The following is a 23,470-nucleotide window of genomic DNA, read 5'->3' on the forward strand; positions in this document are numbered from 1 at the left end:
TGCTCAGAGGTCAGCGGTAGGCGCGGTGCAGGTTCTCCTTGGTCGACTCGCGGGCGGATGCATCGGCGATCCACGGGCCGGTCCCCTCGGACTGGTCCAGCACGCCGGCCTCAAGCCAGGTGTAGTCGCCGGCGAGCACTTTGCGCGCGATGCCACGGTCGCCGTCGTCGGTGTTGCGCCACAGCTGGTCGAAGTATTCGTCCACCCGGACGCGGGCCTGCTCGCAGAACGCATCGGCCAGTTCAAAGGCGGTGGCGCCCCGTTCAGGTGCGGTCCGGAGCAACATCTCGGCGCGGGAGCAGCTGGCCGCCATGGCGAACAGCTCGGCCCCGATGTCCACGATCCGGCCCAGGAACGCCTGCTTGTGCTCGAGGCGGGCCTGCCAGCGGCCCATGCCGTAGAAGGTCTGGCGAGCAAGCCGGCGCGAGGACCGCTCCACGAAGCGGAGGTGCTTGGCCAGCCGGCCGAAATCACTGTAGGAGCGCGGATCCATGCCGGCGCCCGCCACCAGCTTGGGCAGCCACTTTGCGTAGAAGCCGGAAGCGCCGACGGCGGCCCGTGCCTTGTCCGAAAGGCTCGCCTCCGCGGAGGCCAGGTCCCCGGCCGCGGCGAGGTGCGCATCCACGGCCTCGCGGGCGATCAGCAAACGCATGATTTCCGACGATCCCTCGAAGATGCGGTTGATCCGCAGGTCGCGCAGTTGCTGCTCGGCGGGGACGGCCCGCTCGCCGCGGGCCTCGAGGGATTCGGCTGTCTCGAAGCCGCGGCCGCCGCGGATCTGCACGAGTTCGTCGGCGATCCGGTAACTGATCTCGGTGGACCACAGTTTGGCCAGCGCCGCCTCGATGCGGACGTCCTTCTGCCCGGCGTCGGCCATCTCTGCGGACAGCTCGAACACGGCGTCAAGGGCGAACGCCGTGGCGGCGATGAACGCGATCTTCTTGCCCACAGCCTCGTGCTTGCCTACGGGGCGACCCCACTGGGTGCGGGCATTGGACCATTCGCGGGCGATCTTGAGGCTCCAGCGGCCCGTCGCCACGCACAGTGCGGGCAGCGAGAGCCTGCCGGTGTTCAGCGTGGTGAGCGCAATCTTCAGGCCCTGGCCTTCGCGGCCCAGCCGGTTGGCGGCCGGCACCTGGACCCGGTGGAAGCGGGTCACGCCGTTCTCGATGCCGCGCAGGCCCATGAAGGCGTTGCGGTTCTCCACCGTGATTCCGGGGGAGTCCATTTCCACTACGAACGCCGTAATCCCGCCCTTGTGGACGGCGCCGTCCGCATCGGTGTGCTGCGGCACCACGGCCATCACCACCACGAGCTCGGCGATCACGCCATTGGTGGTCCAAAGTTTGACGCCGTCCAGAACGTACGATTCGCCGTCGGCAGTGGGAACAGCGGTGCTGCCCATCCGGGCGGGGTCGCTGCCGACGTCGGGCTCGGTCAGCAGGAATGCGGTGACCGCCCCCTCCGCGCAGCGCGGCAAGTACTTGCGCTTCTGCTCGGGGGTGCCGAACACCTTCACCGGCTCCGGCACGCCGATGGACTGGTGGGCGGAAAGCAGGGCGCCCAGGCTCGGGTGCACGGATCCCAGCAGCGCCAGCGCCCTGCCGTAGTACACGAGGGACAGGCCCAGGCCGCCGTACTCCTGGGGAATCTTCATGCCGAACACGCCCAGCCCGGCCAGGCCGCGCAGGTATTCGTCGGGAATTTTCGCGTCGCGTTCGATCGTCCGCCCGGACATGGTGCGGCAGAACTCCGTCAGCCGGGCCATGAAGGCCTCGCCGCGCTCAACGTCATCGGGGTTGGCGGCGGGCCAGGGATGGATGAGGCCCAGATCAAAGCTGCCGAGGTACAGGCCCTTGGCGAAGCTGGGCCTGGCCCACTCGGTTTCGCGTGCTGCCTCGGCGATGGCGCGGGCGTCCTCGGCGGACGCGCCCGCACCGATCTTCTCGGGAGCAATAGGTGTTTCGGACGCTGGACTGTCCACCGGCGGGACGGCGCCAGTGCCGTCCGCAGCCGTGGTGCCGGTAGCTGTGGTGTGTGGTGACGTGCTGTCAGGGGCCGGGCGTTCAGTCGCCTGGCTGTCAGTGGCGGAGCTCACGGGGCATCTCCTCTAACCGGATGACCGGCTCAAAGCCCTGGGTCCGCCGCGGGTGGAGAACCCTTCAGCTGTCCCTCAATGCTACCCGCGGGTAGGTTCCGGTGCTAGGGGACGGCTGCCCCTGAAATTCCGCGGGAAACTCGACTGCGGAGGCGTGGTGCACCAGGCTGTCCCAGGCGTGGTTGATGGCGTGGACGGTCCGGAGCAGCACGGCAGCAACGACCAGCCAGGCCAGCCTTCCCACGCCCACCAGGACGAGCGCGGCGAAGGCCGCCGCCGCCACGAACAAGACAAGCGCCAAGGCGAACACCAGCGTACCGATGAACACCAGCGTGCCTGTCTCCACTGCACTCAAGTCGAACTGCATGCTTCCCCCTGCGCCGTTGCTGCGGATGGATCAGTAGCTCGAGACTAGGGCCAGGAGTGAAGCTTCCTCCAGCCTCCCGGCCATGCTGTGGCCGCCTTGATACGGGATCGAGACAATACTCCTGCGTAGGTCACGGAGTGATTGCGAAAACCTCATCTGTCACACCCGTAACGTTGCCTGACGGGCAACCCGGTCCAGCCAGCTGCCTGCTCCACCCCCCCCGGAGGGCCGCCGCGCGGACCGGCCGGCGGCTCTGCGTTAACCTTGTAGTTGCCAGTTTTTGGGTTTTCCCGTGCCCAGACCATCCCCCAGTTGCTGAAGGAGAGTGTGTGCCCCGGTCCGCTACGTCCTCCGCTGACGCGATCAGCGCAAGGCTCAGGGACCTTGAGCTCCTCACCAAGGGGCCTGCGTGGGCCCTCACCCGCTCCGCCCCGTGGGTGATCGCGGTCCTGCAGGCGTCCTTCACCCGCACCCGGCCGCAGCTTCCGCTTGAGGAGTTCCACGCCGACGTCGACTCCTTCCTTGAACAGCTGCGCCGGCAGGACCCGGCGCTGGGCGGCCATGCCAACGGGAAGTCCTTCGGCGACGAGTGGACGCGCAAGCAGTTCCTGACGCGCCGGAACCAGTCCGGGCAGATCGTGTACGAGGTCACCGAACCCGCCGCCCGCGTGCTGGCGTTCCTGGACAGCCTCTCCAGCGAACGGTCCACGCTCAACGGGTCCCGGCTGGGCACCCTCCTGGGCGACGTGGAAAAGCTCGCCAACGAGACCAACCCGGACCAGAGCGCCCGGCTGGAAGCGCTGGAGGAGGAGATCGAGGAACGGCAGCAGCTGATCGAGGACATCAGCTCCGGCGACTTCGACGGCCTCCTCGACGACGACCAGGCGGTGGAAGCGGCCGGAAACATCCTCGACCTCGCCGCCAGCCTGCCCGCGGACTACAAGAAGATGCGTGACCGGATCGAGGAGCTCGTGGGCGAGCTCCGGAACCAGATCATCGAGGAATCCCTCACCAAGGGGGCCACGATGGCACAGGTGCTTGAGGCGGACAAGAGGCTGCGCCAGAGCCCGGAGGGCAGGACCTTCCGTTCCTTCACGGCGTTCCTCGAGGATCCGCAGCAGCAGCTCCGTTTCCGGTCCGCCATCGGCGAAGTGCTCAGCCGCCAGTTCGCGGACGACCTGTCGCCGGAAGACCGCGAAACCCTGAAAAACCTGGTGGCGGAACTCCGGCAGCAGCACAGCCAGATCCAGCGCATCTACGGAAAACTCAGTGAGAGCCTGAACACGTACGTCCAGAGCGACGACTTCCGCCAGTCGGTGCGGCTCCGGAAGGTGCTGCGTGAAGCGGAGCAGGCCATCCGGTCCATGCCCTACGAGCGTGAACGGCCTGGCCTGGTCCGCGGTCCGGTGCTGTTCAATGCCGGGTTCGAATCCCTCGCCATGGTCAAGCTCTTCGACCCGGACGAGTTCGCTGCCCCGCCCAAGCTCGCCGATCCCATCGCATTCAGCGATTCGGACCGCGTCCGCTCGCCCAGGACCGCCAAGGCCAGGCCGGAATCGATCCGCGCCGCGGCAGCCGGGGCGTCCACCCTCGCCGAGGCGTGGGAGCAGCTTCCGCCGGAGGAGCAGCACATCAACTCCATCCGTGCGCTCCTCTCGCACGCACTCCACAACGGCGCCGGCTTTGACCAGCTGGCGTGGGAGGCCCTCGACTTCGAACAGATAGACGGCACCACCCGCAAGGCGTACCTGCCGGTGGTAACGCTCAAGAAGGATTAGCGATGACTGAAGAGATTACGACGGCGGACGCCGGGACCCCGGCGGCCGAGCCCGCCGAAACCCCGCTGGTTGAGCCTGCCGAAACAACCGCGATTTCGACAAGCTCAGTCAGCGGCGGCGTAACCCCGCGCGACACCTTTGTGGACGGCGCCGCACTCTTTCCGGGCGACACCGGCGTGCTGCCCATGAAGGTGCGCCAGGCCCTGGTGAAGCTGCTGAAGGGGCCGTACGTCGACGGCGGCCGCGACGAGAAACTCTGGACAACGCTGCTGGACAACCAGCTCATCCTGCGCAGCCGGCTCTCCGAGCTTTTCCTCACGCTGCAGCTGGACCACGAGCGCAAGATCGCGGTGCTGCGTCCCGTTGACCCCGAGGCGATTGGCGGCAGCGCCCGCTCCAGCATCCTGCGCCAGCAGCGTGCCCTGAGCCGGGTGGAAACGATCGTGCTGCTGCGCCTGCGGCTCCTGCTGGACCGCCACGTCACGGCGCAGACCGACCCCACCATCACGAAGGAAGAAATCGCCGAGCTCGTGGCCCACTACCAGCCCGCGGGCCAGCAGGACGCCCTGCGCGACTCGGACGTGGTGAACCGCGCGATCACCAAACTCTTGGCCCGCCAGCTCCTGCTCACCACCGGCCTGGACGACGTCTACACCATCTCCAACGCCCTCCCCCTGGCCCTCCCCTTCGACAACATCGGTGACATCCCCGCCCAAATCGAGGCCCTAATAGCAGCCACCGCCGACCCGTCAGGTACAGAACCCCTTATAGAACTCGACGTCGACGCCGCGGACGCTTCGGAAGACGCCGACGACGACGCCCAAGGTGACGCGCGAGCTTACGACGGCGACGGCAATGCCGCCCCGGGAGTGGCATCGGGCCTGTCGGAGCCGGATGCTCTGCTGCTTGCAGCAGAGCCGTCCGGCGAAGGGGCGGGGGCGGCATTGCCGTCGACGTCCCGCAAGCCGGCAACCGACGAGGAGGCAGCCAAGTGAGTATTGCGAGCATGCTTCCGCTGGGCGAGGTCGTTAACCCGGGCCAGATGCGCCTGGCTTTGGTGCAGGTGGTCAACTGGGGCACGTTCCATGGGGCGCACACGATGCACGTGGACCGCAACGGCACGCTGCTGACCGGCAACTCGGGCGTGGGCAAGTCGACGCTGTTCGACGCCATGCTGCGGGTGTTCGACGCGCGGCCGCGCTCCAACGAGGCCGCGGCCCAGCGCTCGGGCGCCGTGGAGGACAAGCGGACCACGTTCACGTACATGCGCGGCAAGGTGGGGGACAAGGCCGTGGGGGAGGGCTCGGCCAGTGCGTTCCAGCGCCCCGGTGCCACCTGGTCCGCCGTCGCCCTGACGTTCGACAACGCGGCCGGCACCAAGGTGACGGTGTCGGCGCTGTTTGACCTGCCCAAGAACGGCACCGAGTCGAGCGTTGGCCGGTACTACCTGATCGACAACAGGCCGCTGGACCTCCCCGCCATCGAGGACATCGCCGAGAAGCGCTTCACCCGGGCCGCGCTGGAGAACATCTTCCCGGACGCCCAGGTCTTTGACGTGCACAAGGCGTTTGCGGAGCGGTTCCGGCGGCTCCTCGGCATCAACTCGGACCAGGCGCTGCCCCTGCTCCGCGTCATCCAGGCTGGAAAGGGCCTGGGCGGCAGCGTAAACACGTTCTTCCGCGACCAGGTGCTGGACGCCCCGGCCACGCTGGCCGCGGCGGACGACGTCGTCGAGGAATTCAGCAACCTCATGTCCATCCGGCAGCGGCTGGAGGACGTTCGGCAGCAGCGCGACCAGCTCGCCCCCGTTCCGGGGCTGAACCGGGAATATGCCCAGTCGCTGCTGGACGCGAATCGGCTCCGCGAGCTCGCTGGCGAGGAGTTCGAGGCCTACCGGCAGCAGCTTGCGGTGTCCGTGCACGAGAAAACGCTGGCCCGCTTCAAGGCGCTCGCCCAGGCGAAGGCCAAGGAGCTCGCGGCGGAACGCGGCGTGCGGGACGGCCTGGCCAAGGAGCTCCGGCAGCTCGAGGCGGACTACAACAACCAGGGCGGCAACGCCATCTCCTCGATCGAACAGTCCCTCGAGAACGCCCGGGTGGGCCTGAAACTCCGCCAGCAGGTGGAGGAGGCGGCCCGGCAGGCGCTGACGGATGCCGGGCTGGACCTGGACTGGACGGCAGAGGGCTGGGAGCAGGCCCACGAACAGGCGGCCACCCGCTCGGCCGAGCTGAAGGACGACTCCGCGGCCCTGCAGGAGCTCCGCTTCGAGGCCTTCGACGCCCACGCCACGAAGAAGCGCGAGCTGGCCGCGGCCGAGCAGGAGCTGGTGTCGCTGAAAACGCGCAAGTCCCTGCTGCCGCCGTCGAGCATTGAAAACCGGGCCGCCATTGCGGCCGCCACCGGCATCCCCGAGGAGCAGATGCCGTTCGGCGGCGAGCTGATCGACCTCGCCGAAGGCCAGGAGCAGTGGCGCCCCGCCGCGGAGCGTGCCCTGCGCAACCTGGCCACCACGCTCCTGGTCCCCGGCGAGCACTTCGCCGCCGTCACCCGCTACCTCAACGACCACACGGTCCGAGGCGCCCTGCGCGCGGTGGACGTGTCCAAGCCGCTCGCCGGAGCGGCACTCGCTGTAGAGGACGTGGCCGACGGCGATCTGCTGACCAAGCTGGACATCCTTACCACCGGGACGAACGGTGAAGCCGGGGTGTGGATCCGTGAGCGGATCGCCCTCGACTTCGCGTATCCGTGCGTGGAAAACCCCGACGAACTGGCGGCGCTGGACAGGGGCCTGAGCCTTGGCGGCGTGGTCAAGCGCAACCGGCACACCGTGGAGAAGGACGACCGGTTCACCAGCCGGCACGATTACGTGCTCGGGTTCGACAACGCCTCCAAGCTGGAGCTCGTGGCCGGGCAGGCGGAAGACCTGCGCCAGGAACTGGCCAAGGCGGCGCAGCTGGCCCAAAGCCGCGAGGAATCGCACCAGGGCATGTCACGGCAGCTCGAGGCCCTGCGCCGGGTGGCCGAGGATGACCGGCCGTGGGAACAGGTCTCGGCAGCGGTCGCCGCCGACGAGCTCGGCCGGATTGAACAGCGGCTCAAGGACGCCCTCGCCGCCCAGGCTGACCTGGAACCGCTGCGCGCCAACATCGAGGCGGCGCGCCAGAAGCACCAGTCCAGCACCGAGGCCGCCGCGGTGCTGCAGAGTGAGTACAAGGCGCTGGACCAGCAGCTCACCGCCTCCGATTCACTGCTGGAAGCCGCACGTACCCGCCTGAACCAGGCCCCGCCGTCGGACTCCACCACCGCGGCGCTGGCGCCGTACTTCGCCGACTTCGGCGACGTCACGGAAATGCACGAGCTGGACAACCTCGCCGGCCGGGTGCGGACCCAGCTGCTCGGCGACCTGCACGCCGCAGAGTCCCGCGCCCAGGGCACGTCGGAGCGGCTCACACGGATCTTCGAAGGCTTCGTCCGCGACTGGGGCACCGCCATTTCGGCCGACCACGGCACGTCCATCGGCGCCGTCGGCGAGTTCGAGGCCCGGTACCACGCCATCATCAACGACGGTCTGCCCGCCCAGGAAGCCGAATTCCGGCAGTTCTTCAACCAGCGCACGCACGAGTCGTTCAGCACCCTGCTGCACCTGCTGGACGAGGAGCGCCGTTCCATCACCAGCAGGATCCTGCCGCTGAACGGGATCCTGTCCGAGGTGAATTTCCACGAGGGCAGCTACCTGGAACTCGATATCAAGCAAACCCTCCCGGCCACTGCGAAGCAGTTCAAGGACGCCATCCAGAACGCGCTGAAGACGCGTCACACCCGGCACGGCAAGGCGGACACCGCCCACGCCGGCCAGAACGACGACGCCGAACTGACCGCCCGCTACAAGTCCCTGGAGACGCTGGTGAAGAGGCTGGGGTCGCAGACTCCCGAGGACCGGCGCTGGCGGGCCGAGGTGCTGGACGTGCGCGGCCATCTGTTCATCCAGTGCAAGGAGCACCGCGAGGTGGATGCCCCCGGAAAGAAGGGCGGCAAGCGCACCGAGGTCTTCATGCACGCCGACACCGGCTCCATGTCCGGCGGTGAACGCCAGCGGTTCACCGCGTTCATCATGGCCGCGGCGCTGAGCTACCAGCTGGGCATCGCCGAGCAGGGTTTCACCACGTACGGAACGGTGATGATGGACGAGGCGTTCGTGCTGGCGTCCGAGGAATTCGCCGGTGCGGGCATCAAGGCGCTGCACGAGTTCGGCTTCCAGCTGCTCCTGGCGGCACCCGAGAACGTCATCGACCTGTCCCGGCACCTGGGCTCAGTCACCGAGATCCTGCGGGACAGGCGGACCAACCGCTCCGGCGTGCTCACCGCCCCCGTTATCACCCCGAAACCGGGGTCGGAAGGGCAGTGGCGGTCGGAGGCCAATCCCGTGGATATCGTCCTGCGTTAGTCCGTAACGCTTTGGCCCTGTTTATAACAAATCGATGGACTTATTGGCCCGGCCCTAGTGGAGTGCCGTTTCGGCGTGCCACTGTGGGGACTCCACCAGTCTTCGCCAAATGCTCCACAGGGTCATGGACACTCCCAGCGGCGGGCAGAGCAGCCCCTGCGAGCCTGACGGCGTCATTTATGAAAGGCACCACCATGCGTCCTGCGTTCCGCGCCCCTGTCGTCTCTGCCCTTGCTGCTGCCGCCGCCCTTTCCCTGGCGGGCTGCGGGGCCATGGTCTCGGCGGCTCCGTCGTCATCCTCCCCGGCCGCTTCCGCGCCGGCTGCCTCCGCGACCGCAACAGCTTCAGCCAGCCCTTCGGTCTCCGCAAGCCCTTCGGCTTCTTCAGCGGGCGGCGCCGGCGGTGTGGCCTCACCGGGGACCACGCCGTCGTCCGCTCCGGCTCCTGCCGAACTGAAGACCTACACCTTCCCTAACGGGCACGTCTCCTTCAAATACCCGGCCGACTGGAAGGTTGAGCTCTTCACCGGCGGCGGCTCGCCGTCGGAGTCGGCCACGGCGACGGTCATTGACGCCAGCGGCACCGAGCAGGCCAGCGTGTACTCCGGAAAGATTGCCGACGGCGTCTCCCACCCCGTGGACCGCACCGTCTTCGAGTCCGCGCCGGTTCCGGGACTCGCGGCGCAGCCCGCTCCGGCTGCCCACTACGCGTTCTACGTGGACCGGATGGACAGCAACGCGACCTACCGCATGCACCTGGCGGCAGGAGCTCCCAAGCCGGGGCAGGGCGCCGCGCTGGACGGCATCATCCGCACCGGGGACGGCGTCATCCTGGCGGACGTGAAGTTCATCGAGAAGCCCTTCGCCAATGACGCCGCGGCCAAGTCCTGGCTGGCGGGCGCCGAGGGGCAGGCCCTGAAGGCCCTGCTGCTGAGCATCTCGTACAGGTAACCTCAGCCTTCGCCGGTTGAGCTGGGCCCACGACCGCCGGTTTCCCTGGCCGAGCTTGCGAGGCCAGGGGGCGGTTGGGGAGAAACCTGGCAAGCTTAACCAGCGGATTTGCGTTTACGGGTGTGCGGCCGTGCAGGCGTCGATCTGGGCCTGGACGATCCCGCCGTAGTACGCCACCAGCTCGTCAAAGTCCCAGCCGTCGAAGAGTCCCAAAGTCCGCACGGTTTCGCCGAATCCGGTCATCAGCGCGGTGACCGTCGAGGCATAGCGGCGGTCCGGCGTCGTATCCCCGATCAGCTTTGCGATGCTGCTGACGTAGCGTTCACGCAGTTCGTTCCGTGCCGCCTCCGGATCGGGGGCGTCGTGGACGTTGATCGGAATGATCGCCCACGGTTCCTGCATGCCGCGCTCCCGGCGCATCAGCACGCGGAAGACGAGGGCGCCGCCGAGCTCGGACGCCGGGACGGTCAGTTCGGTGAGCAGGGACTCGTCCGGCTGTACAGCGGCGAACAGCTTGGCCTTGGAGATGAACAGTTTCATCACCAGGGCGGCCGAAACCCCGGCCTCCGCGGCGATGTCGCGGACCGTCACGGCGCGGTAGCCGCGTTCGCCGAACAGCCGTCCCGCGGCAGTGAGGATGGACTCCTGGCTGGGGCTGCTCATGCCCGCACCGGGTCCGCGCCACTGCGTTTCGCGAAGTGTTCGGCTGTAAGGTCCACGGTCATGGACCGGTTGTCGACGGCGAGCTTCCGCGCCACGGCTTGATGAGTCACGGGATGAAGCATAGTCACTATGTAGCGTCCGGCGGCGGGCAGCGGAAGTGTGTACACGCCGCCGTCGTCCGTCCGGGCCGTGCCCACATGCTCGCCGGTGGCGTTCAGCAGCGTCACCACGGCGCCGGCCACGGGCGCGCCGCCGACGGCCGCCCGGCCGCTGATTTCCAGCCGCTCGTGCAGGTGGAAGTTCTGCTTCAGTGTGCGGCCGTCGAAGTCGAAGACCTCCGCCATCGGCGCCCAGCCGGCCGCGTTGGCCACCACGAGGTACTTCCCGGCACCCGGCAGCGCCACCGAATAGTTGCCGTCGGTATCCACCCGGCTCCAGTCCACCGGCTCGCCTTCCGTCTGGAGGACGGTGACGACGGCGGGAGTGAGCGGGCGGTGGTCGGGTGCCAGGACGCGCCCCTGCACCACGAGCTCCGCTGCCGCCGGCGCCGCGGGGCGGTGCGTGGTGACGCGGGGAATGAAGATTGCGGCGAGGACAGAGGCGGCGGACGCCAGGGCGGCCATCCAGAACACATCCCTGAACGCATCGAACGACGGCAGCCGGGCGGCGCCGAGCGGGATGGTGACCGAGGTGAGCACGGCGGCAACGGCGGCGCTGGAGGTGGATGTGCCGATGGAGCGGACCAGGCTGTTGAGGCCATTGGCGGAGGCGGTTTCCGTGATCGGGACGGCTCCCATGATGAGCGTTGGCATGGCGGCGTAGGCAATGGCCGTGCCCACGCTGACCACCGTGGAGCCAATGATCACCCAGATGATGGAGTCGTAGAAGAACACCCGCCCCACGTACCCGACGATCATCACGCCCGCGCCGGCCATCAGGGCGGACCTGCCGCCGAAGCGCCGGATGATGCCGCCGGACACGGGGGCGAACACCACCATGGCCAGCCCGGACGGCACCATGCAGAGGCCGGCCGTGATCACGTTCAGTTCAAAGCCATAGCCGGTGGCGCCGGGGAGCTGAAGCTGTTGGGTGGTGAGGAGCATGTTGGCGAACATCGCGAACCCGATCAGCAGCGACGCGAGGTTGGTCATCAGGACAGGCCGCCGCGCCGTGGTGCGAAGATCCACCATGGGCTGGCCCACCCTGAGCTCGTAGGGAATCCAAGCGGCCAGCAGCAGCGCCGCCGCGAGGAACAGCAGGAGCACGGGCTCCGAGCCCCAGCCCCAGGCGCCGCCCTTGGAAATGGCCAGGAGCAGCGAGCCCAGCGCGGCCGAGAGCACCAGGGCGCCCGCATAGTCGAAGCGGCCGGGAGTGCGCACCTTGGACTCCGGAACCACAAGCACGACGGCGAGCAGCAGCAGCGTGCCGGCAGCCGCGGAAACCCAGAAGATGGACGTCCAGCCCAGGCTTTCATACAGCAGGCCAGCGAGCGGAAGGCCCATGGCGCTGCCGATGCCCAGGGTGGCGCTCATGAGTGCCACCGCGGAGCCCATCTTGTCCTTGGGCAGCTCATCGCGCATGATGCTGATCCCCACCGGGATCAGCGACGCGGAGAACCCCTGGAGCGCCCGCCCGATGATCAGCCACAGGAAGGTCCCGCCCAGCGCGGCCATGACCGAACCGGCCACCATGATGGCCAGGCAAATGACCATCATCTTCTGCTTGCCGTACATGTCGGCACTCCGGGAGACGATCGGGGTGGCGACGGCGCTGGCGAGGAGCGTGGCTGTCACCAGCCAGGACGCGTCGTCGGGAGTGACCGAGAGGATCCGCGGAAAATCGGGCAGCAGCGGCACCACGAGAGTCTGCATGAGCGCCACAAGCGTGCCGCTGAGCGCCAGGACCGTGGTGATGGCGGAGGGGCTGCGGGTCGGCTTCGGGGCAGGGGGTGCTGTCATGTGCGGCAGGCCTTTTGTGGGGGAGTTGTTGCGCGGCGTCAGGGTGAACGCACGTTTACTCCTTCGAGTGAACCATTGTTCACCCTTGGCTCGCAAGGGGCCGGGGCGTTAGTCTGGCCACTCGGTGGAATTACGTGACGCAAACCTTTCGTAATCTGCAGAAGGATAGGCTAGCCTTACTTAGGTTCGCTTCATTCACCTAAGGAGTTCCGTGACTTCCCCCCTCTTCCGCGGCCCGCTGGCCGCTCCCCGCGGTTCCGCTGCCGCCGGCACCACGCGCCGCTCGCTGCTCAAAACCGCAGGCAAGGCCACCGCCGTCCTCGCCGCCGCCGCGCTTTCCCTGACCGCCTGCTCCACCGGTCCGGCCGCTACGTCTGCAGACACCGGATCCTCTGCTTCCGCCAGCGCCCAGTTCCCTGTGACCATCAAGAACGTCTTCGGCGAAACCACCATCAAGGAACAGCCCAAGCGCGTTGTCACCATCTCGTGGGTCAATGACGACATTGCCCTCGCGCTCGGAGTGGTTCCCGTCGGCGTCCCGAAGAACGAGTGGGGCAACAACGACAAGGGCTCCACCCCGTGGAAGGACGCAGCCCTCGAGAAGCTGGGTGCCTCCTTCGGCAGCGACAAGGCCCCGGTCCAGTTCTCCGAGGCCGACGGCATCAACTTCACCGAGATCGCCAAGCTCAACCCGGACGTCATCCTGGCCGCCTACTCCGGCCTCGAAGCCGCCGACTACAAGAAGCTCAACGAAATCGCCCCCGTCGTGGCCCAGCCTGAGCTCGCGTACGGCACTCCGTGGCAGGAAGCCACCACCCTGATCGGCAAGGCCCTCGGCAAGACCGCCGAAGCGGAGAAGCTCGTTACCGACACCGAGGCCACCATCAAGGCCGAGGCCGCCAAGTACCCGCAGATCACGGGCAAGAGCTTCATCTACGGCAACCTGGAGCCGGCCAAGGGCGACGGCGTGAACGTCTACCTCGCCGCCGACAACCGCCCGCGCTTCCTGACCGAGATCGGCATGAAGCCGGCCGCCATTGTGGAGGAGAAGTCCAAGGGCTCGAAGGAGTTCTTCACCGCATGGTCCGCCGAGAAGGCCAACGAGCTGGACTCCGACGTCTTCGTGACCTGGGTTCCGGATGCCAAGACCAAGGACCAGATCGTCAAGGATCCTCTGCTAAGCCAGATCCCGGCAGTCAAGAAGGGCGCCCTGGTTGCCGACTCGGACAACTCCCTGACACTGGCGATCTCCGCGTCGTCCCCGCTGAGCCTGCCGTGGGCCCTGGACAAGTTCCTGCCGCAGCTCGCAGCCGGCGCTGACGCAGCCGCCAAGTAATTACCGGCCATGACACCAAGCACGACGACGGCCTCCTCCCAGCGCGAACTGGCAGCTAATGACGCCAAACCCGGCGTTATGGGGCATTACCTGCCAGTTCGCGCTCCCCGGAAGGGGACGGCTCCCGGGCCGCGCCCCGCCTGGCTGCTGGCCGCCGTCGTCGTGCTCGCTGTTGTCTGCTGCGCCTCACTTGCCGTGGGCGCCCGGGGCCTGTCCCTGGAAACCGTGTGGCAGGCCCTGACCCAGTTCAACCCGGCCAACGGCGACCACGCCGTGGTGCACGCCCGGATCCCGCGGACCGTTTTGGGCCTGCTCGCCGGTGCTGCGCTGGGCCTGGCCGGTGCCGCCATGCAGGGCGTGGCGCGCAACCCGCTGGCGGACCCGGGCATCATCGGCGTCAACGCCGGCGCCGCCCTGGCCGTGGTCACCGGAATCTACGTCTTCGGCATCTCCTCGCTGACCGGCTACATCTGGTTCGCGTTTATCGGCGCGGCGGCTGCCGCCGTCGTCGTCTACCTCATTGCCTCCATGGGCCGGGACGGCGCGACGCCGGTCAAGCTCGCCCTGGCGGGCGCCGCCCTGAGCGCAGGGCTGTTCTCCCTGATGAACGTCATCCTGGTCTCCAGCCAGGACACCCTGGACCGCTTCCGTTTCTGGCAGGTGGGCGGCATTGCGGGGCGCGACTGGTCCGTGTTGCTGCCCGGCCTGCCGTTCCTCGCTGCGGGGGCACTGGTCGTGCTCCTGGCCGGACGGGTCCTCAACAGCCTGGCGCTCGGCGACGACGTGGCCCGCGGCCTGGGCCAGAACGTTGGCCTGGCCCGGGCGGTCACCGCGCTGGGCATCGTCCTGCTGTGCGGGTCGGCGACGGCGCTCGCCGGCCCCATCGGGTTTGTGGGCCTCGTTGTCCCGCACGCAGTCCGCTTCCTGACCGGCCCCGACTACCGCTGGATCCTGCCGTTCTCCGCCGTGCTCGCGCCCGCGCTGCTGCTGGTGTCCGACGTGGTGGGCCGTGTCGTCCTGCTTCCCGGCGAGGTCCCGGCCGGCATCATGACCGCCCTGGTCGGCGGGCCGGTCTTCGTCTGGCTGGTCCGCCGCGGCAAGGGGGCAGGCCTGTGACTCTGGACCCCGCCACCACCGCCACCACAGACGAGCGCGAACGTGCAGATAATGCCCTCAAAACCCCGGAAAAAGGGCATTATCTGCCCGTTCGCGCTTCGAACCGCCTGCTGAACCGGCGCCTGCTGAACCGGACAGCGGTACTGGCCGCCGGCGTCGTGGTTCTCCTGGCCGCCAGCATCCTGCTGGGCAGCTACACCGTCACCATCCCCGACTTCTTCAAGATCCTCGCCGCGCACTTCACCGGCGGCGAGAAGATCCCCGGTGCCAGCTTCATCGTGATGGAGGCCAAGCTGCCGCGGGCGGTCATCGGCACGCTGATCGGCCTCGCCTTCGGGCTTTCGGGCGCACTGTTCCAGACCATGCTCCGCAACCCGCTCGCCAGCCCGGACGTGATCGGCATCAGCTACGGTGCCAGCGCGGCAGCTGTCCTGGCCATCGTGGTGTTCGGCGCCTCCGGTGCCGCGGTGTCCGGCGCTGCCCTCGGCGGTGCGATGGCGGTGGCCGCGGTGATCTACGGCATCTCCCGCAGCGGATCCCTGGCCGGCGCCAGCCGCGGGAACGCCGCCGGCAGCCGCCTCATCCTGGCCGGCGTCGGCATCGCCGCCGCGCTGCACGCCTTGGTCAGCTTCCTCATGACCCGGGCCGATATCCGCACCGCCGCGGAGGCGCTGATCTGGATCAACGGCTCACTCAACTCCGCCAGCTGGGACCGTGCGGGCGTCCTGGCCCTGACGCTGATAATCCTCGTTCCGGTGGCCGCCCTGCTGGCCGGGCCGCTGCGCATCCTCGAACTGGGGGACGACGCCGCCGCCGGACTCGGCATCCGGGTGGGTGCCACCCGGCTGGGCCTGGTCCTCACCGCCGTCGCGCTGGCCGCGGTGGCGACGGCGGCTGCCGGGCCGGTAGCGTTCGTCGCCTTCCTGGCCGGCCCCATCGCCCGCCGCTTCACCGGCAAAGCCAGCCTCCCGGCGTCGGCCCTGGTGGGCGCCCTGATTGTCCTGGCGGCCGACTACGTCGCCGCCAATATCGCCCCGCTGCTGCTGGACGGCACCGTCCTGCCGGTCGGCGTCGTCACCGGCGCCCTCGGGGCCCCGTTCCTGCTGTGGCTCCTGGTCACGTCCAACCGAAAGGATGCCTGATGGCTGTTCTGCAAGCCCGGGACCTCACGCTGCAGTACGACCAGCGCCGGATCGTGGAAAACCTCACGGCGGAAATCCCCGAGGGCAGGGTGACCATGATCGTGGGTGCCAACGCCTGCGGAAAATCCACGCTGCTGCGCGGCCTGTCCCGGCTCCTGAAACCCGCCGGCGGCACGGTCACCCTCGACGGCAAGGACATCCACTCACGCCCGGCGCGGGAGCTGGCCCGCACCCTCGGCCTGCTGCCGCAGCACCCGACGGCGCCTGACGGCATCACCGTCCGTGACCTGGTGGGCCGCGGACGGTACCCGCACCAGGGCTTCTTCCGCAGCTGGTCGGAGAAGGACGACGCCGCGGTGCAGCGTGCGCTGGAAGCCACCGAGACGCTGGAGCTTGCCGGGCGGAACGTCGACGAACTCTCCGGCGGGCAGCGCCAGCGGGTGTGGATCGCCATGGCACTCGCCCAGGAGACGGACGTCCTGCTGCTCGACGAGCCCACCACCTACCTGGACCTGGCGCACCAGGTCGAGGTGCTGGATCTGGTCACCGACCTGAACCGGCAGCGCGGCACCACGGTGGCGATCGTGCTGCACGATCTCAACCTCGCCGCCCGGTACGCGGACCATGTCATCGCCCTCAAGGCCGGGCAGATCGTGGCCGAGGGCGCATCGTCCAGCGTGATAACCGAAGAGCTGGTCCGTCACGTTTTCGGACTGGAATCCCGGGTGGTGCCGGATCCGGTGTCCGGCACGCCGCTGATCATTCCGCTCGGCAGGCACCACGCCGACCCAAAAGTTCCCACCACGACCCTTCCGACGACGACCCTGGAGATGGCCTCATGAGCGCAGTACAGAACACTTCCTCCCGCACCTCCTCCCGCGCCTCTGCCGCGGACCGTCCCGGCCTCGCCACCGAGCCGATGACGCTGGCGTTTGATGTCACCGTCTCGGCCGTGCAGGAGCTCAGCCCGAACTTCCGGCGCGTGACGTTCGGCGGCTACTCGCTGCGCGACTTCGGCGTGCACGGCGACAGCCTGGACCTGCGAATCAAACTCATGATCCCGTCCCTGGCGCCGGACGGCGGCCGGCTTCCGCTGCCGACGTTCCGGATGGAGGAGAGCGGCTGGTACCAGGAGTGGCTGGCCATGGATCCGGCCACCCGCGGCTCCATGCGGACCTACACCGTCCGGCAGGCCCGGCTGGACGCCGTCTACCCTGAGATCGACGTCGATTTCGTGATGCACTTCGACGCCGACGGCAACGGCGGTCCCGCGGCGAACTGGGCGCTGACGGCCACGCCGGGAGACGCCATCACCCTGATCGGGCCGAACAACCGCGCCGCCCACTGCGTCACCGCGGAAACGTACTCCGGCATCGAATGGCGGCCGGGCCTGGCCGGGCGGGTGCTCCTGGCAGGCGACGAGACTGCCGTCCCCGCGATCAGCGCCATCCTCGAAAGCCTGCCCGACTACATGACCGGGCATGCCTTCCTGGAAGTTCCGGAGGCCGGCGACTTCCTGGACCTGGAGACGGCGGCCGACGTCGAAATCACGTGGCTGGCGCGCGGTGCCTCGATCGGCAGGTCCCGGCCGCACGGCGACCTTCTGCAGGAAGCGGTGCGGGCGGCGGTTCCCGTGCCGGGCTGGGTGGGCATCAAGTCCGCCGATGCTGCCGGGCCGGAGCCTGACGACGTGAACGTGGACCAGGAAATCCTGTGGGAAACCCCGGCCCGCCTAGATGCCGCCGCCGTCAGCGCCACGAAGAACCCCGACAAGCCCGCGGGCGCCCTGCCGTTCTACGCGTGGATCGCCGGGGAAGCCGGGGTCATCAAGGACATGCGGCGCTACCTGGTCCGCGACGTCGGCATCGACCGCAAGCAGGTGGCGTTCATGGGGTACTGGCGTCAGGGCAAAGCCGAACTCTGACCCTTGCCAGCCGGCCGGCCTGCCCTACGCTCTATCACGTCCTGCCGCGCACGCACGGACGCTCGCTCACTTGTTGCTGGTTTTTCCCCGACGCCCTCTCACCGGAAAGCGAACGGTGAGAGAGGGTTTGGTGAATTCCCGCAGGAAGTGAGAGAGCGTCGGTGTTCATCTTCGGTTTCCCTGCGTGTTGCTCCGCGTGTGTACTTTGTCCGGGTGGGTGTCTCTCCATTGCTTCCGGACCGGGGCAGGCGGCGGGTTTTCGTTGCCCTCGGGGATTCCTTCACCGAAGGCGTGGGCGACCGGAGTTCCCGGATGCCGAACGGCGTGCGCGGCTGGGCGGACCGCGTGGCGGAGAAGCTGGCCAAGGCGGAACCCGGCTGGCACTACGCCAACCTGGCCATCAGGAGCAAGCGGCTGCGCCACATCGTGGATGAGCAGCTGGAGCAGGCCCTGGCCATGGAGCCCACGCTCATCACCCTCTATGCCGGCGGCAACGACATCCTGGACTTCGGCACCGACATGGACCAGCTCCTGGCCCAATACGAGGAGCTGGTGGCCCGGCTGGCGGCCACCGGTGCCACCCTGGTGCTGTTCACCGGGTTCGACGTCAAGGTGTCCGCGGTGCTCGAACCTCTCAAGAAGCGGAACACCCTGTACAACCGCCGGGTCCGTGAGATCGCGGTTAAGTACGGGGCCGTGCTCGTGGACTACTGGTGTTTCGAGGCTTTCCATGACCGCAGGATGTGGGACACAGACCGGCTGCACATGTCCAAAGCCGGGCACAAATACCTCGCCGCCCAGGTCCTGGACCACCTGGGTGTGCCGCACAAGATCAGCCTCAAGGAATGGGAACCGCCGGCCCGGATGACATTGCGCGACTGGGAACGGAGGCAGCGGCGCTGGGTGAATGACTGGGTGCTGCCGCTGTTTGGCCGGAAGCTCCGCGGCGTCACACTGGGCGACAACCTTAGCCCCCGCTGGCCGCAGCCGGTGAAGGTCCCGCGGAAAGGCGGCCTGAAAAAGCTGATGGAGCCGCGCGGTTAGTCCAGCAGGTTCTCGAACCCCGGCGCCGTGCGGTTGGCGGCGAATTCCATGACATCGAAGTCGGCAACGCCGTGCACGTTGAACGGGTCCTTGGCCAAGGACTCATCGAGCGTCGGGCGGTCGGCCCTGGAGAGCAGCACGCCGCCCGTCCGCGGAACCTTGCGGCCGGCGGCGATGAAGACGCCCTCGTCAAAGGCATCCTTCAGCCAGTCAACGTGGGCGTCCAGGTGCTGGTCCACGATCTCTTGGGCAACTTTGTAGGTCAGGGAAACTACGTACATGACCGCCAGCCTACCGCCAGCGCCTCGGCCCCCGGCGACTCGCCGCCGCCGCAACCGGCCTTGAACCGTCAAGCGTCAGTTCTCCTAGGATGGAGTAATGACCGAACCGCGCTGGCTCAACGCCAATGAACGCCGGGCATGGCTTGCCCTGCTGAGCATCAACACCATGCTGCCCGCGTCGCTCGATACCCAGCTGCATGCCGCAGGCAAGGTATCGCTGTTCGACTACAACGTGCTTGCGATGCTCTCCGAGGCCGAGGGGCGCTTCCTGCCCATGAGCGAGCTGGCGGCCCGGACCAGCGCCTCCCTCTCCCGGCTGTCCCATGTGGTCACGAAGCTCCAGAACCGCGGCTGGGTGGAACGCCGGCCGCATCCCGGCGACGCCCGCGTCACCACCGCACACCTCACCGAAGAGGGCATGTCCACCATCGTGGAACTGGCCCCCGGCCACGTGGAATCCGTGCGCTCGCTGTTCCTCGACGCCCTGACTGAGCGTGACGTGGCGGACCTTGCCCGCATCGGTGAAAAGATTGTGGCCCGCCTGGACAGCAATCACTGGATCCTCCGCGAGCGGCAGCAGTAGCGGAGCGCTCTTGGTTGCTCCCGGCAACGGGTGGCAGACTTGCTCCCATGGATTTCACGGCCCGCTACGTAGCCCTCGGAGATTCCTTCACGGAGGGCGTTGGCGACGACGACCCCACGCGGCCCAACGGGGTCCGCGGCTGGGCTGACCGGGTGGCGGAGCAGCTGGCCCTGGCTGACCCCGGCTTTGGCTACGCCAACCTCGCCATCCGCGGCCGCAAGCTGCGGCAGATCCTCGCCGAGCAGGTGGACGCCGCCATTGCGCTCAGGCCCACCCTGGTGACCCTCTACGCCGGCGCCAACGACATTCTCCGGCCCAAAATCGACATCGACGACCTGCTCGTGGACTACGAAAAAGCCGTCGGAAAGCTCGCTGCCACCGGCGCCACCGTGGTCCTGTTTACGGGCTTCGACGCGCGGGGCTCGAAGGTTTTCGGCACCATGCGGGGGCGTACAGCCATCTACAACGAACTCGTGCGGGGAATCGCCGGGGACCACGGTGCTCTGCTGGTGGATTACTGGCGCTTCAACGAGTACTACGACTGGGGCATGTGGGCGAAGGACCGGATGCACATGTCCGCCGCCGGCCACGCCAACATGGCCAAGCGCGTCCTGACGGTCCTCGAACACGAGCACTCCATCGAGGTTCCGCCCATGACCCCCGTCCCGGAGCTCAGCAAGGCGGAGGCGCTGCGGGCCAACGCGCGCTGGGTCCGGGAATTCGCCGCGCCGTGGGTGGTCCGCCGGGTCACGGGCAAGTCCTCCGGTGACAACCTCCAGCCCAGGTACGCCCAACTCACCCGGCTCTAGCTCCGCCGGAACCCGCGCGTCGCCAGCAGATCGCCATTTGCCCGGACGGCCAGCGCCTCGATGTCCCACATGGCGGTGGCCCGGTTCAACATCTGGACCCCGCCGGCCATGATCGCGGTTGCCAGCACATCGGCCGTGACCACGTCTGCCGCCGCGACGGAAACCTGGAGGAATTCCACGGCGCCGGGGGTGGCGCTCCAGATGTGGTCCCCCCGCTCAGCGGAACCGGAGGTGGCCAGCGCCACCCGGGTCCCGCCGTCGGCCGTCTTTCCACCCAGCGGAGGCGAACCCAGCGGAGGCGAAGCCACCAAACCGCCGCCCAGCGGAAATCCGGCCAGCAGGGTCCTCCGGTCCGCCGGGTCAACGATCCCCGCGCGCCAGGGCGCATCCGTGCCGGGGTTGGGGGAGCCGCTGACCAGCACGTCACCGCCGGCGTTCAGGCACCAGCTGGCCATGCCGAGCGCCAGCAGCGACGTGCCGGCTTCCCTGATGGCGTGCCCCTTGACGATTCCGCTGAGATCCAGTGCCCCGTCCGGACGTTCCGGCGTGAACGCACCCTCGGTGAGGAGCCTCCATTCGGCCGTCTCCTCGTACCGCGCGCGCATTTCCGCCGACGCCGCCGGCAGCGGGAGTTCGCCGCGGGCCAGCCGGCTCGCCTCCGAATCGGGGCGGTAGAGGCTGAAGATGCTGTCCAGTTCCGTGAAAAGGCGTTCGACGACGGCGGTGGCCGCTTCCAGCTCATCCGCCGCAGCCTGGGGTGGTTTGTGCGCGTCCGTGGGGACGGTCAGGCTGATGACAGTCCCCATGCAGGTGAAGGTCCGGGCCCGGAGACGGTGTGTCGTCTCAGAGGTTTGCTGCATCGAGGGCCGCCTGGAGGGAGGTGAGATAGGCATCGCTGGTCACGGTGGCACCACCCACGGTCTGCACATTGGCGGACTGTGCCTGGATTACCTCGTCCCGAAGAATCGGTGCGGCGTAGTTGCTGATCTGCACGGACCGGCCCTCGGCGTCGGTGAGCTTCAGGGCCGTGACATCGGTGATCTGCCCGGACTTCACGGTGATCTGGACCTGCACGGTACCGAAGCGGGTTTGGACCACCTCGCCGTCGTACGTTCCGCCGGCCTTGGCCGCCGCACCCGCGGCGCCCGCTGCGGCGGAGGTGCCTGTGGAGTCCGAACTGCCCGTCCCGGAACTGTCTGTCGTTCCGGAGGATGCCGAGGAACCTGACGATCCGGCCCCGCTGCTGTCCGTCGTTCCTGTCCCCGACGCCTGGTTTCCCGTAGCTGCGGCCGCGACCGCGCTGCGGGTATCGGCCACATGGACACCTGATTGCCAGCCGACCAGGAGGATGCCGGCCGAAGCCAAGGCGGCTGAAACTGCTGCTCTGATTCTCACCAGTCGAACCTTTCGTGATGGAGCTGATCTTCGTTGACGCCGGCGGCGCGGGCGGCGTCCAGGACGTTGCCCGCCCACCGCGAGGGGCCGCACACATAGATGTCGGCGGAGGCGATTTCCGGAACGTAGTCCGCCAGCGCGTACCCGGCGCGGTGTTCGACGGCCGGAAGCCAGCTGTCAGGTGAGCCGGGGTCCCGTCCGCCGGTGAGGTGGAACAGGGTGGCGCCGCGTTGCCGACAGAGTTCGAGGATTTCCGCGCCCAGGTAGAGCTCCTGGTTGCTGTGCCCGCGGAGCAGGACCGTCGCCTGGCCGGGGGCGAAAGGCGTGGTCTCCAGAAGGGCCCGCAGCGGAGTAATGCCGATGCCGGCCCCGATCATGACCACGCGATCCTGGCTCCGTGCGGCGGAGCTGAAGAGTCCGTAGGGCCCTTCGACGGCTACCTTCGTTCCGCGGCGCAGCCTCAGCAGTTGCGCCGAGCCACGGCCGAGATCACGAACCGTGATCCTGAGCCGTCCGTGCCCGTCAGGTCCGGTCCGCACCGGCTCCGCAGACAGGCTGAACGGATGCGGGTGCCACCACAGGCCCGGGGCGAGGAAGCGCCAGATGAAGAACCGGCCGCCGTTGCCGGCCAGCAAACCGAGCTGCAGGCCGCCCATTTCGATGTTGACCACCCCGGGAGCCACAGCGGTGACGCGCTCAACTGTGAGCTGATGCCTGAAAGTCGCGCGCATAGGCTGGAGGATCCGGTAGTACAGCAGGGCGGCCCCGGTGACGATGCAGATCGCTAGCCAGTACCAGCGCTGCCAGGTGCCGACGGCGAAGAGGCCGCCCACGCTGAACTGGTGCGGCAGCGACGTGAGCACGGCTGCATAGGTGAGCAGGTGCACGGCGTACCAGAATTCGTACGGGAACCGCCGCCGGACCGCCACTAGGGACGTGACAACAACCGCGATGAAGAGGGCCAGGGAGATGAACGCGAGCCACATGTCCGGCACCAGCACCCACAGCGCCACAGCTTCGCTGACCGGGTCGAGCCCCTCTGCCATGCCGTAACCCACGGCGATGAGGAGGCCGTGCGCCAGCAACAGATACAGCGAGGGCTTCCCCAGCTTCCGGTGAAACTCCAGGGCCCGGTCGTGCCCCACCGCGCCGTCGATGAACGGGATCCTGGCCGCCAGCACCAGCATGAGCAGCACGAGGTCCATGCCGGCAAGGCCGGCAACAATGCCCAGTGCTGTGACCACGCCGGCCGGCGAGGCCGCCGTCGCCAGGCCGCCGTCGGCAAGCCAGAGTGCAACTGCGGCGGCCAGCGAGGACCATGCCGCCACTGTCAGGGCATCGGCACGGAGGAGCCTGCGCCGGTGCTGGCCGGCGAAGCGGCCGGTCTCCCGAACCGGAGCAGGCCGGTGGTCCGGACGTGTCGGTGTGCCGGTCCCGGGGGAGGGCAAGAGCTGTGTGTTCATGGCTCAAGATTCCGCCTCGAGCCTTTGACTTTGCTGTGAAGAGCCTTCTTCCCGGATATGTCTTGAAAGAAAGCCCCGCCGACGTTTGACTGGGCTGCTCTATAGCACCGTTTCCCACC

At 68.2% G+C, this 23,470-nt stretch carries 20 protein-coding genes; 12 read left to right on the forward strand and 8 right to left on the reverse strand.

Features of this window, described 5'->3' with window-relative positions; all coding sequences use genetic code 11:
* Window positions 1-10: 10 nt before the first annotated feature.
* Window positions 11-1,984 (reverse strand): acyl-CoA dehydrogenase family protein, encoded by a 1,974-nt coding sequence (locus R5O87_RS15010; protein ID WP_410558010.1) that lies wholly within the window; start codon window positions 1,982-1,984, stop codon window positions 11-13.
* A gap of 178 nt (window positions 1,985-2,162) precedes the next feature.
* Window positions 2,163-2,465, reverse strand: coding sequence for a hypothetical protein (locus R5O87_RS15015; RefSeq protein ID WP_410557994.1), 303 nt, complete (start codon window positions 2,463-2,465; stop codon window positions 2,163-2,165).
* A gap of 329 nt (window positions 2,466-2,794) precedes the next feature.
* On the opposite strand from R5O87_RS15015, the gene R5O87_RS15020 reads away from it, so the two are divergent.
* The 4 genes from R5O87_RS15020 to R5O87_RS15035 all read left to right on the forward strand — a co-directional run bounded on the left by R5O87_RS15020 (window position 2,795) and on the right by R5O87_RS15035 (window position 9,637).
* On the forward strand, window positions 2,795-4,243 hold the full coding sequence (locus R5O87_RS15020) for a DUF3375 family protein (protein WP_410557995.1): 1,449 nt from the start codon (window positions 2,795-2,797) through the stop codon (window positions 4,241-4,243).
* Window positions 4,244-4,245: 2 nt separating this feature from the next.
* Window positions 4,246-5,238, forward strand: coding sequence for a DUF4194 domain-containing protein (locus R5O87_RS15025; RefSeq protein WP_410557996.1), 993 nt, complete (start codon window positions 4,246-4,248; stop codon window positions 5,236-5,238).
* The gene (locus tag R5O87_RS15030) at window positions 5,235-8,687 is read left to right on the forward strand and encodes an ATP-binding protein (protein ID WP_410557997.1); all 3,453 of its coding nucleotides are present in this window, start codon (window positions 5,235-5,237) and stop codon (window positions 8,685-8,687) included. The genes R5O87_RS15025 and R5O87_RS15030 overlap by 4 nt, the downstream gene beginning before the upstream one ends.
* A 179-nt stretch (window positions 8,688-8,866) precedes the next feature.
* Window positions 8,867-9,637 (forward strand): hypothetical protein, encoded by a 771-nt coding sequence (locus tag R5O87_RS15035; RefSeq protein WP_410557998.1) that lies wholly within the window; start codon window positions 8,867-8,869, stop codon window positions 9,635-9,637.
* A 114-nt stretch (window positions 9,638-9,751) separates the two neighbouring features.
* On the opposite strand, the gene R5O87_RS15040 is transcribed toward R5O87_RS15035, so the two are convergent.
* Entirely contained in the window at window positions 9,752-10,300 is a 549-nt protein-coding gene (locus R5O87_RS15040; protein WP_410557999.1) for a TetR/AcrR family transcriptional regulator, read from the reverse strand.
* Complete coding sequence (locus tag R5O87_RS15045) at window positions 10,297-12,258, reverse strand: MFS transporter (protein WP_410558000.1); 1,962 nt, start codon at window positions 12,256-12,258, stop codon at window positions 10,297-10,299. Before R5O87_RS15045 ends, R5O87_RS15040 begins: the two co-directional genes overlap by 4 nt.
* A 211-nt stretch (window positions 12,259-12,469) precedes the next feature.
* Between R5O87_RS15045 and R5O87_RS15050 the strand changes: the two genes are divergently transcribed.
* The 6 genes from R5O87_RS15050 (at window position 12,470) to R5O87_RS15075 (ending at window position 18,820) form a co-directional block, all read left to right on the forward strand.
* Window positions 12,470-13,594, forward strand: a complete 1,125-nt coding sequence (locus R5O87_RS15050) for an iron-siderophore ABC transporter substrate-binding protein (protein WP_410558001.1) — start codon at window positions 12,470-12,472, stop codon at window positions 13,592-13,594.
* A gap of 9 nt (window positions 13,595-13,603) precedes the next feature.
* Window positions 13,604-14,710, forward strand: coding sequence for a FecCD family ABC transporter permease (locus R5O87_RS15055; protein WP_410558002.1), 1,107 nt, complete (start codon window positions 13,604-13,606; stop codon window positions 14,708-14,710).
* Window positions 14,711-14,793: 83 nt separating this feature from the next.
* The gene (locus R5O87_RS15060) at window positions 14,794-15,852 is read left to right on the forward strand and encodes a FecCD family ABC transporter permease (protein ID WP_410558011.1); all 1,059 of its coding nucleotides are present in this window, start codon (window positions 14,794-14,796) and stop codon (window positions 15,850-15,852) included.
* A complete protein-coding gene (locus R5O87_RS15065; protein ID WP_410558003.1) occupies window positions 15,852-16,694 on the forward strand; it encodes an ABC transporter ATP-binding protein in 843 nt (280 codons plus the stop codon). Before R5O87_RS15060 ends, R5O87_RS15065 begins: the two co-directional genes overlap by 1 nt.
* A gap of 77 nt (window positions 16,695-16,771) precedes the next feature.
* Window positions 16,772-17,776, forward strand: coding sequence for a siderophore-interacting protein (locus tag R5O87_RS15070; RefSeq protein WP_410558012.1), 1,005 nt, complete (start codon window positions 16,772-16,774; stop codon window positions 17,774-17,776).
* 312 nt (window positions 17,777-18,088) lie between these two features.
* Window positions 18,089-18,820, forward strand: coding sequence for an SGNH/GDSL hydrolase family protein (locus tag R5O87_RS15075; RefSeq protein WP_462836442.1), 732 nt, complete (start codon window positions 18,089-18,091; stop codon window positions 18,818-18,820).
* On the opposite strand, the gene R5O87_RS15080 is transcribed toward R5O87_RS15075, so the two are convergent.
* Complete coding sequence (locus tag R5O87_RS15080) at window positions 18,817-19,101, reverse strand: YciI family protein (RefSeq protein WP_410558005.1); 285 nt, start codon at window positions 19,099-19,101, stop codon at window positions 18,817-18,819. The genes R5O87_RS15075 and R5O87_RS15080 overlap by 4 nt on opposite strands.
* A 97-nt stretch (window positions 19,102-19,198) precedes the next feature.
* On the opposite strand from R5O87_RS15080, the gene R5O87_RS15085 reads away from it, so the two are divergent.
* Together R5O87_RS15085 and R5O87_RS15090 are read left to right on the forward strand one after the other, a co-directional pair.
* Window positions 19,199-19,684, forward strand: coding sequence for a MarR family winged helix-turn-helix transcriptional regulator (locus R5O87_RS15085; protein ID WP_003798564.1), 486 nt, complete (start codon window positions 19,199-19,201; stop codon window positions 19,682-19,684).
* Between the two features lie 47 nt (window positions 19,685-19,731).
* Window positions 19,732-20,493: an SGNH/GDSL hydrolase family protein gene (locus R5O87_RS15090; RefSeq protein ID WP_387104954.1), complete on the forward strand. Its 762-nt coding sequence runs from the start codon at window positions 19,732-19,734 to the stop codon at window positions 20,491-20,493.
* On the opposite strand, the gene R5O87_RS15095 is transcribed toward R5O87_RS15090, so the two are convergent.
* From R5O87_RS15095 to R5O87_RS15105, 3 genes are read right to left on the reverse strand one after another with little or no spacing between them, the layout of a single operon-like run.
* Window positions 20,490-21,353: an FAD:protein FMN transferase gene (locus R5O87_RS15095; protein ID WP_410558006.1), complete on the reverse strand. Its 864-nt coding sequence runs from the start codon at window positions 21,351-21,353 to the stop codon at window positions 20,490-20,492. The genes R5O87_RS15090 and R5O87_RS15095 overlap by 4 nt on opposite strands.
* Window positions 21,337-21,888 (reverse strand): FMN-binding protein, encoded by a 552-nt coding sequence (locus R5O87_RS15100; protein WP_410558007.1) that lies wholly within the window; start codon window positions 21,886-21,888, stop codon window positions 21,337-21,339. Before R5O87_RS15100 ends, R5O87_RS15095 begins: the two co-directional genes overlap by 17 nt.
* Window positions 21,885-23,351, reverse strand: coding sequence for a ferredoxin reductase family protein (locus R5O87_RS15105; protein ID WP_410558008.1), 1,467 nt, complete (start codon window positions 23,349-23,351; stop codon window positions 21,885-21,887). Before R5O87_RS15105 ends, R5O87_RS15100 begins: the two co-directional genes overlap by 4 nt.
* Between the last annotated feature and the right edge of the window lie 119 nt (window positions 23,352-23,470).

This window comes from Arthrobacter globiformis (assembly GCF_046536215.2).
GTDB lineage: Bacteria > Actinomycetota > Actinomycetes > Actinomycetales > Micrococcaceae > Arthrobacter > Arthrobacter globiformis_E.